This window comes from Rhodococcus sp. ENV425 (assembly GCF_002887785.1).
Taxonomy (GTDB): Bacteria; Actinomycetota; Actinomycetes; order Mycobacteriales; family Mycobacteriaceae; genus Rhodococcus; species Rhodococcus aetherivorans.
The window spans coordinates 1,507-12,119 of record NZ_PCZU01000296.1 but is presented as its reverse complement, the minus strand read 5'-3'; the positions used below and the strand labels follow the sequence as shown (position 1 = coordinate 12,119).

Sequence of the window (10,613 nt, the reverse complement as noted above, 5' to 3'; positions counted from 1 at the left end):
TGCGGTCGCCGAGGTGGCGGGCCGGCGGGTCGCCGTCGGCAACCGCAAACTCATGGTCGCCGAGAATGTCGACTTCGGCGCGTTGATGGACCGGCGCGACGAGCTGGCTTCGACCGGCCGCACCGCGGTCCTCGTCGCTGTCGACGGCCGCGGCGTCGGGGCGATTGCCCTGGCCGACGCCGCCCGGGAGACCTCGGCCGAGGCGGTGGCGTCGCTGCACGAACTCGGCATCGAGGTGGTCATGCTCTCCGGCGACAACGTGGCCACAGCCCGCCGCATCGCCGGACAACTGGGCATCGACACCGTCATCGCCGAGGTGCTGCCCGGCGACAAGGCCGACAAGATCGCCGAACTGCAAAGAGCCGGGAAGAAGGTCGCCATGGTCGGCGACGGCGTCAACGACGCACCCGCCCTCGCGCAGGCGGATCTGGGGATCGCCATCGGTGCCGGCACCGACGTCGCGATCGAAACCGCCGATCTGGTGCTGATGCGCTCGGACCCGCTGGATGTGCCGATTGCGCTGCGCATCGGCCGGGGCACCTTGCGCAAGATGCGGCAGAATCTCGGCTGGGCGGTCGGTTACAACGTCATCGCGCTGCCGATCGCCGCCGGCGTGTTCGAACCCGCCTTCGGGCTGGTGCTGCGCCCGGAGATCGCGGCGCTGTCGATGTCCGGCTCGAGCCTGATCGTCGCGGTCAATGCGCTGATGCTCAAGCGGCTGCGGTTGCCGTCCCCACCGCAGGAGCAGCCGGCGCCGCGCCCGGCACCGGAGCCGATCCCTACCAGCCCGCACCGCTGACCTCACCGCGGTGTCGGCGCATCCAGGGGTCGACGCCAGGGTGGGATCGGGTGGCCGGCGCGGCCGTAGGATCGGTGGTGTGGTCCTCGTGTACGAGATCGCGCTCGTGCTGGTGTCCGTGCTGATCGTCTGGTTCTCGGTCTACGTGCTGTACCGCCTGGTCACCGACGACTCCGACGGTCGCCACTACCGCCGCTGACACCGCCGCTCCTGAACCCGGCGCACCTGAGGTGGGCAGGGCGATTCGACCTGACTGCGGTCTTCACGCCCCCGGGCCGGGCCGATGGGTGTGCAGGGCGTCGAGACGGCGCCGGTACTCGTCCTCGTCGATCTCGCCGCGGGCGAAGCGCATGGCCACAATCTCTTCCGGCGTCGGGGCATAGGGCGCCGGCGGTGGTGTCGACCGGGGAGTCGCGGCGCGCACCAGCATCACGATGCCGACGATCACCAACGCCCAGAACGCCACCATCCCGACGGTCATGAGCACATAACCCCAACCGTTCATGCCGTTGCCGTACCAGAACATCATCGAAACCACCCTTCCTCGCCCTCGGTCGGCGCTACCGGACACCGGCTGTCCGACCCGGTCGGCCGCAGCACCGGCACCCCGCGTGGGGCAGCGGTGCGCGGTCCCGGTGTGTTCGCTGTCCACGGTGCCCGGCCTCGATGAGCTCTTCGCCGTCGTTTCCGTGAAGATCTGCTCAAGAACAGCGGCGATGGTCGCCCAGGCGTCCGGGTCGGTCGCCGATTGCCGGAGGGGCCGGGGCGGGAAGGGGCCGCAGCGTCCACGGTCCGGGCACGGAGCGCCGTGTGACCCCGGCTCCGGGCTCGGCGCGGTGGTTCTTCAGGAAATCTTCACCGAAAGGTCCGAGTTGTCGCCGGGTGCGGCTGCCAGGCTCGGATCCGGACGAGGTGCGGCCGGCCGGTCGGCCGCACCGCAGAGGGCGTATCACACCCGCAGTGGTCCGCGTCCCCCGCCGAGGGGTGAGGCGGGCCGGGTTTGCCGCAGCCGCTGTGGGGGATGCCTTCGCTATCGCGACCGTGGTGTCGGCCCGGTGCGTGTACACGACGGAAAGGAATGTTCTTGTGAGGAAGAAGTCTCTGGCCACCGGCGCCGTGGCGGTCGCTGCGGCGCTCACCCTGGCCGCCTGCAGCGACTCGGGCAACGATCAGGCCTCGCAGGCGAGCCCGTCGGCGACGGCGACCACCAGCGCCTCCGCCGAGACGGCCGCCGACCACAACCAGGCGGATGTGACCTTCGCCCAGCAGATGATCCCGCACCACAGCCAGGCCATCGAGATGAGCGACGTCATCCTGGCCAAGGAGGGCATCGACCCGCGGGTGACCGAACTGGCCCAGCAGATCAAGGCCGCCCAGGGCCCGGAGATCGAGCAGCTGCAGAGCTGGCTCACCGACTGGGGGCAGCCCACCATGCCCATGGGCACGACCAGCATGCCGATGGCCACTCCGAACATGCCCATGTCGTCCCCCGGGATGGAGATGCCCGGACACGACATGCCGATGCAGTCCACCACGATGCCCGGCGGCGGACAGATGGGTGGCGGCATGAGCGGGATGATGTCGGCCGAGGACATGACCGCCCTGCGCGACGCACAGGGTGTCGACGCGTCCCGCCTGTTCCTGACCCAGATGATCGAACATCACCGCGGCGCGATCGCGATGGCGCAGACCGAGGTCGACTCCGGGCAGAATTCCGATGCGGTGGCCATGGCGCGCACCATCGCCGAGACGCAGCAGCAGGAGATCACCACGATGGAGAACATTTTGTCCTCGTTGTGACCGCGAGAAAGCCGCCGCGATCGCGCGGTCGACACGGTGGGGCCCGGCACGCGGACGTGCCGGGCCCCACCGGTCAGCGGGGAGCACCGCCCGGTCCGACCGCGTCAGTTCAGTGTGTACAAGACCTCGGCCGTGGCGGCGTAGGCGGTGTCGAACCCGGTGGCGGTCAGCGCCTCCACCTGCCCGACGAAGGCCCGCTGCTCCCAGGCGGCGCCGTCCCGGCTGCGCCAGGCGTAGCCGTCGGCATCGATGCCCCACAGCCCGTCGCCGGTGCCGGCCAGCAGCACGAGGGCGGGTGCGTCCTCGACCGGGGTGAAGGTGCGTGCCAGGTCGGTGCTGCGCTCGAGCCCGGCCGGCGTGATCGCCCACACCGCGTCCGGGGTCAGGGCCAGGGCCGCGGCCGCCACGGTGGCACCGGCGCTCCAGGTGGCGCCGGCGTCGGTGGACACCCGGATGCCGCGGGTGCCGTCGAAACCGACCACCACGGTGCCGTCCGTGGCCAGGGCGTGGAAATCCACCTCTCCGAGCAGGGACCGGTCGGTCCAGGTGCGCCCGCCGTCGTCGCTGCGGCGCAAACCCAGCGGGTTGGGGCCGGGGTTCGACGGACCCGGATGGCCCGAGGCGACCAGCACGTCGCTGCCGGACACCCCGGCCAGCCCCATCAGATCGTCGTCGGAGGTGCCGACCTCGGTGGTGGCGCCGGACGGCGCGACCGCGACCAGTCCGCTGTGGGTGCCGGCCAGGATCGTGCCGGCGGAATCGACGCTCATCCCGTGCACGTGATCGAGCGCCGGGGACAACGCAACGCGCGGTGCGGTGGCGGCGCCGGAGGGTACGGTCGCCGCGCGAGGGGTGTCGGGGGACGAGCATCCGGCCACGAGCAGGGCAGCTGCGGCCAACGCCGACACCGCGCCCGGCAGGCTCGTCCAGGTGCGCGCACGCGCCTTGAGGTCCATGGAGAACTGGTCGCGATTCATGCAGCTCGCTGCCGGAGCTGTTCGCGCACCCGCAGGCGCTCCTGCTCGGTCAGCACGATCGTCAGCGGCGACAGGTTCCGCATCTCCGCTCCTCTCACACTCGACAGACCGAGTGCCCTCAGTGTAGGGGGACGGTAGCGGTCGAGAGCACGCGAGATTCGGGCAACCCCCGGCACCGGAGCCTGGGGCGCCGCCCGGCGGCGACGACGCGCCTGCTGCGGGCACACCCGATACGGCCCCGGCAACAAGAGCGCCACCGGAGGGGAAGACCCCGGCGCCGCACCCGCAAGCCCCACCCTGCCGCGCCCGGCCGACGGCGGGCACTGGGGCGGGACCGGGCGGTCCGTCGCCCCGACCGCCGGGGTGATCACCTCCACCTTCGGGGACGGGCGGGGACACGGAGGCATCGACATCGCCAATACCATGGGCGCACCGATCGTCGCCGTCGCCGACGGGGAGGTCATCAGCGCCGGACCGGCACAGGGCTACGGGCTGTGGGTACGCATCCGGCACGACGACGGCACGGTGACCACCTACGGCCACAACAACACCAACCTGGTGACGGCCGGGCAACGAGTCGAAGCCGGGCAGAAGATCGCCACCGTCGGAGATCGCGGCAACTCCACCGGACCCCACTTGCACTTCGAGGTCGAAGACCGCTCCGGCGCCAAGACCGACCCGGCGCAGTGGCTGGCCGACCGCGGCACCCCCATCATCGCTGCGGACTGACCTCCGAGCGGGCAACCGCACCGCCCCACTGGCACAGCCGCAGCGCACCCACGCCGGGCGGCGCACGACAGCTCGAATGAACCGGTGCCACGCCATGCGCGCCGGCAGGTTCCGAAGTGCGGGGGTGCTGCGGCCCACTCCTGCCGTGTCCGGACACCGAAAGTCGAGATCTCGTGAAGATCTGTTGAAGAAGACGGATCTCGCAGGCGAGGTGGCACATCGGGGAACAACAGAGCGCCATAGTGGGACGATCCCGCCCCCGAGGGTTACTCGGCTCCAGAAAGGTCACGGCCGTGAACATGATGGGCATGATGGACCAGGCGCACACCCTGCTGCACCAGCTGATGATGTGGCTCCACCAGATGGGCGGGATGCCCATGATGAACATGCCGATGTAGCGCCGCCGCTCGCCGACCACCCGGGTCTCGGCCCCGGCAACGGGCACCGGCCCGGCAGGCAATCCCGGCCATCTACAGCGGAAAGTCACAACGGCGAGGGCGCCCACACGGTCGCCTGCGCTCGGCGTGCCGCGACCGGTACTGCGGCGCTCGTCGCCGGTTCACACGTCCAGCGTCACCGAGCACGACCACCCTTCCGGTCCTCGGTCGAGGCGCAGCTCGTGGAGCGACACCGCCTTCGGGACCGCACCGATCTGGGGCACCGCGGCGGCGTCGACCATCGAGAACCGCGCCTCCGCTGTGCCGCCGCCGGATTCGACGACCACGTCGATCGGGATCTCCCCGGCCGTGTCGAGCAGATAGATCACCTCGTCGAGCACCGCGACGAGCAGGTCCTCGTCGCCGTCGGCCGTCAACGGGCGGTTGCGGACCCGGCCGGGTCCCGCGGACGAGATGTCGGCGAAGCTCGCGACGGCGCCGCGCACCGCCTGCGCGATGCACTCGTCACGGGTCGGTGCCCACGCCTCGATGCGCAGATCCGCCGTGTGCGGCACCGACCGGTACCCGCTTCCGTTCATGATTCGCTCCCGGGCCTGTGCAGCAGGCACTGCAGATCTTATGGTGGAACGAGGCCGCCGACGTCGCGTTCCCGCCCCCGGATCGGACAGTGATGAGGATCGTCGAGGAGACCCCGTACCGGTTCCGGATCGATCGGGCCGGCGCGATGCGCGTACCCGGGATCGTCTTCGCCGCCCGGTCCCTGCTCCCCGTCGCGGAGGGGGACGAGGCGCTCACCCAGGTCGCCAACGTCGCGACGCTGCCCGGCATCGTCACCGCGTCGTTCGCCATGCCGGACGTGCACTGGGGTTACGGCTTTCCCATCGGCGGGGTCGCGGCGACGGACATCGACGACGGCGGCGTCGTCTCCCCCGGCGGCGTGGGCTTCGACATCTCGTGCGGCGTACGGCTCCTGATCGCACGCGACGCGGACCGGTCCGCCCTCGCGTCGCGCCTGGGTGTGTTGATGGACCGGCTCGGTCGCGTCGTACCGCGCGGCATGGAGACCCGGGGCGTGTGGGAACTCCCGGACCGTACCGTGCTGCGGCAGGTGCTCGCGGGCGGCGCCCGCTTCGCGGTGGAGCAGGGGCACGGCGTCGCCCGCGACCTCGAGCGGTGTGAGGACCGTGGCGTGTTGGACGGCGCCGACCCGGACTCGGTGAGCGACCGTGCCGTCGAGCGGGGCCTCGGTCAGCTCGGCAGCCTCGGGTCGGGAAACCACTTCCTCGAGGTCCAGGCCGTCGAGCGGATCTTCGATCCGGACACCGCGCGGCTGATGGGGCTCGACGTGGGCACGGTGTGCGTGATGATCCACTGCGGATCCCGCGGCCTGGGCCACCAGATTTGCACCGACCATGTACGTGAGATGGGTAAGGCAATGGGCCGCTATGGGATTCACGTCCCCGACCGGCAGCTGGCGTGCGTTCCGGTCCGGTCGCCGGAGGGGGAGGCCTATCTCGGGGCCATGGTGGCGGCGGCCAACTACGGCCGGGCCAACCGGCAGTTGCTCACCGAGGCGGCCCGCCGGGTCTTCGAGGAAACGGCCGGCACGACCCTCGACCTCCTCTACGACATCTCGCACAACCTGGCGAAAATCGAGCGGCACGAGGTCGGCGGCCGGGTCCGCGCGCTGTGCGTGCACCGCAAGGGCGCGACGCGGTCCCTGCCGCCGGACCACCCCGACGTGCCCGCCGACCTCACCGATGCAGGGCAGCCCGTGCTCATCCCCGGCACGATGGGCACCGCGTCGTACGTGCTGGCCGGTGTCGCCGGGAACCCGGCGTTCTACTCCACCGCGCACGGGGCCGGTCGGGTGCAGAGCCGGCACCGTGCTGCCCGGCACACCGACGGCCGGGCGGTGCGCGACGCACTCGAGACGCACGGGGTGCTCGTGCGGGGAAGCTCGTGGCGGGGACTCGCCGAGGAGAAGCCGGAGGCGTACAAGGACATCGACGCGGTGGCGGAGGTGAGCGAACGTGCGGGCCTGGCCCGCCGGATCGCCCGGCTCGTGCCGCTCGGCGTCGTCAAGGGGTGAGCGCCGAGCGGCCGGACCGAATGTCACATGCGTTCGATTCGATCGAACGCATGTGACATTCGGTCGCCCACGGACGGTGTCGAGAGTTTCTGCATTGGAAACCGCTGCCCGGCAACTTCTCTCAGGCGATACCGCGGATGGGCCATTGCGGGTCCACGTCCGACGCGTCGCGGCCGAGGCCCGAGAGGTACTCGGCGAAATTGCGTTGCCGCTCCGCGTGCCAGGCCGCCTGGTCCGTCATGATGTCCAGGTCGGCGAGCTGCGGGAAGCGGGTGCACAGCGCCCGCGCCAGTTGCCCGGCCGCGAGTGCGTCCGCCTCGGCCTGATGGGCGGCGGTCAGCGTGACGCCGTACGCAGCGCAGACCGCCTGCAGGGTGCGGCCGCCCTCGCGGCCGCGGTCCATCTCGCGGTCGACGACGTACGGGTCGAACACCAGGCCCGTGGCGAGTCCCGGCAGGCCCAGCCGGCGGCCCTCGGCGTCGATGACCGTCAGGTCGTAACTGGCGTTGAACGCCACGACGATGTGATCGCGGACCCAGGCCTCGCACAGTGCCTCGCGGATCTGGGCGTAGCCGGCCGTGTACTCGAGGCCCTCGGCGCGCGCCCGCTCCGTGGTCACGCCGTGGATCGCCGACGTCTCCTCCGGGATCTCGATGCCCGGATCGAGCAGCCACGTCCGCGACGCGACGGTGTCACCGTCGAGGACGACGACGGACGCGGTCACGATGCGCGCGATCCGCGGATCGCGGTCGGTGGTCTCGAGGTCGAACGCGCAGATCGGTCGATCGGGCCAGTGCGTCATCGGGGGTCCTGTCGTCGGTCGTGCGGGCGGTGAGGGCGGTCACGGCGATTGTGGCCGCAGCCACCGACACCGTCCGCCGGGCGGCGCGACGTCGTGCGCCGGACCGGCCGAAATGGCTCCGTGCGGCACGAAGGCGTACGCTGCTGGTGTTTCGTCAGGCCCCCGGAGCGGTTCCGGGTGATGTGGAGGAGGTGGGACTCGCGATGCGCAGTCGACCTCCGAGTACCGGCTGACGGCAGCCCGTACGCGTCCTTTCGGTGCGCGACGGTTGCCGCCGCGTGTACGTCCCACGGCGAATGCCGTCGCCGTCGTCCCCCGTGCCCCCCGAAAGGCCGTGCCGACATGCTGCCGAACCGTTCCGTCCGTGCCCTGCTGCCGCGTCGCTCCGCGGCGGCGACCGCCGACCCGTCCGCCGGGTTCGGTGCGTCCCTGCACCCCGCCGTCGCGTCGAGTCCCGGCCGTGACGCCGCGGGGGCGGAGAGCAGCATCGTCGACAGCGCGGTCTACCGTGACGGCCGCCGCGTCGCGTCGCCGGCGACACTCGCGCAGGCCCTCGACTGCCTGCCCGAGCCCGGCTCGATGGCGTGGATCGGGATGTACCGGCCCACCGACGCTCAACTCAACGCCGCCGCAGAGCAATTCGGGCTGCACGAACTCGCGGTCGAGGATGCCATCGTCGCGCATCAGCGCCCGAAGCTCGAGCGGTACGGCGACACGCTGTTCGTCGTGCTGCGGGCCGCCCGCTACGTCGACGAATCCGAGCGGGTCGACTTCGGTGAGGTGCACGTCTTCGTCGGCCCGACGTTCGTGCTGACCGTCCGGCACAGCGAATCGCCCGACCTGTCGGCGGTGCGGGACCGGATGGAGAGCGAGCCGGATCTGCTGCGGCTCGGCCCCGAGGCGGTGCTCTACGCGATCCTCGACGCCGTCGTCGACGGGTACGCGCCGGTCGTCGCGGGCCTGCAGAACGACATCGACGAGATCGAGACCGAGGTGTTCAGCGGCGATCCGCGGGTCTCGCGCCGCATCTACGAACTGTCCCGCGAGGTCATCGAGTTCCAGCGGGCGGCCAAGCCGCTGCTCACCGTGCTGTCCGGTCTGTCGTCGGGATTCGCCAAGTACCGCACCGACGACGAACTGCAGCGCTACCTGCGGGACGTCACCGACCACGCCACGACGGTCGTCGAGCAGGTCGACAGCTTCCGTCAGCTGCTCGGCAACATCCTCACGGTCAACGCGACGCTGGTCTCGCAGATGCAGAACGAGGAGATGCGCAATCTCAGCCGGGCGAGCATCGAGCAGAACGAGGAGATCAAGCGGATCTCGGCGTGGGCGGCGATTCTGTTCGCGCCCACGCTGATCGGCACGGTCTACGGGATGAATTTCGACACCATGCCGGAATTGCATTGGGCCGCAGGATATCCCATGGCCCTACTGATGATGGTCATGACGTGCGCGGGGCTCTACGCGATCTTCCGCCGCCGCGGCTGGTTGTAGCCGGCCGCGGCGGACGGCGACCTCAGAGTGTGTCGGTGCAGACCACGAAACGACGCTCGCTGTAGACGAATCCGCCTTCGGAGACGGAGCAGTCGTTCACGTTGTCGGTGTTCTGCAGGATCTCGGTGACCTTCTCCGTCTCGGGGCCGGGCGCGGCGCAGTCGACGCGTTGCGGGTCCTCACCGGAGATGTCCATGCAGCTGTCCACCACCCAGTCGACGTCGAGGCACAGGGCGCCCACCTCGACACCGGCGGAGGACTCGTAGTAGGTCTGGTCGGCGTCCGAGACACACTGCTCGCTGGAGTCGACGATGTCGATCACCTTGTAGTTCGAGTCCATGCTGCCGCAGGTCGCGTTCTCGATGGTCGCGTCGTCGACGGTGCCGCCGAGGCGCACGCAGTCGCCGATCTCGACGTCGATGTCCAGGCCGGAGGAGCCGGGGGACGTCGGTGCCGTGGTAGTGGTCGGACGGCCGGTGGTGGTCCGGGTATCCGATGCACTCGCCGACGTGGTCTCGGACCCGGACTCGGGCACCGCCCGGGGCTCGACGTCCGATCCGCACGCGCCGAGTACCAGAGCCGCCGCGGCCAGCGCGACGGCGGTGCCGCTCACCCGTCGAATGAAGTTCATGGGGGGAGAGCGTACGGAATGTCCGCCTCGGGCGGGAAACGTAGGGTGATTTCTCGCAAATCCGGCGGGCACGAGTCGGCTCGGGGTGCGACCATGGGCCGGTGCAGCTGCCCGTCGCTCCGCCGATCGCACCGATGCTCGCCAAGGCCGTGTCCGAGGTCCCGGCTCAGCCCGCCGACGGCGACCCCGAGTGGTCGTACGAGCCGAAATGGGACGGCTTCCGCGCCGTCGTGTTCCGCGACGGCGACGAGGTGGTGTTCGCCTCGCGCGGCGGCAAGGACCTCGTGCGGTACTTCCCGGAACTGGCGGCGGCGGTGCGGGCCGAGTTGCCCGCCCGGTGCGTCGTCGACGGGGAGATCGTGGTGCCGCGCCCGCGCGACGGCCGGATCCGGCTCGACTGGCAGGCGCTGTCCGAGCGAATCCACCCGGCGGCGAGCCGCATCGCGTTGCTCGCCGAGCAGACCCCCGCGCAGTTCGTCGGCTTCGATCTGCTCGCGATCGGTGACGAGAACCTGATGGAGGCGCCGTTCGCGCGGCGCAGGGAGCGGCTGCGGGCGGTGGTCGGCGGCGGCCCCAGCTGCCACGTCACGGCCGCCACCCGCGACGCGGACACCGCCGGCCGGTGGTTCGCCGAGTTCGAGGGTGCCGGTCTCGACGGGGTCGTCGCCAAGCGTCTCGACGGGCCCTATGTGCCGGACAAGCGGGAGATGCTCAAGGTCAAGCACGCCCGCACCGCCGACTGCGTGCTCATCGGCTACCGGCCGCACAAGAGCATCGACGGGGTCGGGTCCCTGCTGCTGGGCCTGTACGACGGCGGCGACGAACCGGTGATGGTGGGCGGTGCGTCGGCGTTCACCGTCGAACAGCGCAAGGAGCTGCTCGCCGAAC

9 protein-coding genes and 2 pseudogenes are annotated in these 10,613 nt (G+C 70.8%); 6 read left to right on the top strand and 5 right to left on the bottom strand.

All coding sequences use genetic code 11. The annotated features are described in order from the left end of the window. Nucleotides 1-799 (top strand): HAD-IC family P-type ATPase (locus CQZ88_RS32080; protein ID WP_258008844.1); only part of this gene is annotated, 799 nt, incomplete at its 5' end. A 262-nt stretch (nt 800-1,061) separates the two neighbouring features. On the opposite strand, the gene CQZ88_RS28000 is transcribed toward CQZ88_RS32080, so the two are convergent. Next, complete coding sequence (locus CQZ88_RS28000) at nt 1,062-1,328, bottom strand: SHOCT domain-containing protein (RefSeq protein WP_006945984.1); 267 nt, start codon at nt 1,326-1,328, stop codon at nt 1,062-1,064. 557 nt (nt 1,329-1,885) lie between these two features. On the opposite strand from CQZ88_RS28000, the gene CQZ88_RS27995 reads away from it, so the two are divergent. Beyond that, complete coding sequence (locus tag CQZ88_RS27995) at nt 1,886-2,599, top strand: DUF305 domain-containing protein (protein WP_029546334.1); 714 nt, start codon at nt 1,886-1,888, stop codon at nt 2,597-2,599. Between the two features lie 104 nt (nt 2,600-2,703). Here CQZ88_RS27995 and CQZ88_RS27990 read toward each other — a convergent pair whose 3' ends face one another. After that, a complete protein-coding gene (locus CQZ88_RS27990; RefSeq protein WP_374703846.1) occupies nt 2,704-3,576 on the bottom strand; it encodes a F510_1955 family glycosylhydrolase in 873 nt (290 codons plus the stop codon). 264 nt (nt 3,577-3,840) lie between these two features. Here CQZ88_RS27990 and CQZ88_RS27985 point away from each other — a divergent pair. Then, a pseudogene (locus CQZ88_RS27985) lies at nt 3,841-4,305 on the top strand (M23 family metallopeptidase); the annotation flags it as partial. 559 nt (nt 4,306-4,864) lie between these two features. On the opposite strand, the gene CQZ88_RS27980 reads toward CQZ88_RS27985, so the two are convergent. Continuing rightward, entirely contained in the window at nt 4,865-5,281 is a 417-nt protein-coding gene (locus CQZ88_RS27980) for an archease (RefSeq protein WP_006931695.1), read from the bottom strand. A 92-nt stretch (nt 5,282-5,373) separates the two neighbouring features. Here CQZ88_RS27980 and CQZ88_RS27975 point away from each other — a divergent pair, with 92 nt between their 5' ends. Continuing rightward, a complete protein-coding gene (locus CQZ88_RS27975; protein WP_102800609.1) occupies nt 5,374-6,795 on the top strand; it encodes an RtcB family protein in 1,422 nt (473 codons plus the stop codon). A gap of 121 nt (nt 6,796-6,916) precedes the next feature. Here the strand turns inward: CQZ88_RS27975 and CQZ88_RS27970 are convergent, their stop codons facing one another. Beyond that, complete coding sequence (locus CQZ88_RS27970) at nt 6,917-7,597, bottom strand: 3'-5' exonuclease (protein WP_006931704.1); 681 nt, start codon at nt 7,595-7,597, stop codon at nt 6,917-6,919. 342 nt (nt 7,598-7,939) lie between these two features. Here CQZ88_RS27970 and corA point away from each other — a divergent pair, with 342 nt between their 5' ends. Continuing rightward, entirely contained in the window at nt 7,940-9,094 is a 1,155-nt protein-coding gene (gene corA, locus CQZ88_RS27965; RefSeq protein ID WP_006931706.1) for a magnesium/cobalt transporter CorA, read from the top strand. A gap of 22 nt (nt 9,095-9,116) precedes the next feature. On the opposite strand, the gene CQZ88_RS27960 is transcribed toward corA, so the two are convergent. Continuing rightward, on the bottom strand, nt 9,117-9,725 hold the full coding sequence (locus CQZ88_RS27960; protein WP_006931708.1) for a hypothetical protein: 609 nt from the start codon (nt 9,723-9,725) through the stop codon (nt 9,117-9,119). A gap of 101 nt (nt 9,726-9,826) precedes the next feature. On the opposite strand from CQZ88_RS27960, the pseudogene CQZ88_RS27955 reads away from it, so the two are divergent. Then, a pseudogene (locus tag CQZ88_RS27955) lies at nt 9,827-10,613 on the top strand (ATP-dependent DNA ligase); the annotation flags it as partial.

Coding starts and splice junctions, on each gene's coding strand:
- CQZ88_RS27980 (WP_006931695.1), bottom strand. CDS start 5,281: ATGAACGGAAGCGGGTACCGGTCGGTGCCGCACACGGCGGATCTGCGC.
- CQZ88_RS27970 (WP_006931704.1), bottom strand. CDS start 7,597: ATGACGCACTGGCCCGATCGACCGATCTGCGCGTTCGACCTCGAGACC.
- CQZ88_RS27990 (WP_374703846.1), bottom strand. CDS start 3,576: ATGAATCGCGACCAGTTCTCCATGGACCTCAAGGCGCGTGCGCGCACC.
- corA (WP_006931706.1), top strand. CDS start 7,940: ATGCTGCCGAACCGTTCCGTCCGTGCCCTGCTGCCGCGTCGCTCCGCG.
- CQZ88_RS28000 (WP_006945984.1), bottom strand. CDS start 1,328: ATGATGTTCTGGTACGGCAACGGCATGAACGGTTGGGGTTATGTGCTC.
- CQZ88_RS27975 (WP_102800609.1), top strand. CDS start 5,374: ATGAGGATCGTCGAGGAGACCCCGTACCGGTTCCGGATCGATCGGGCC.
- CQZ88_RS27960 (WP_006931708.1), bottom strand. CDS start 9,725: ATGAACTTCATTCGACGGGTGAGCGGCACCGCCGTCGCGCTGGCCGCG.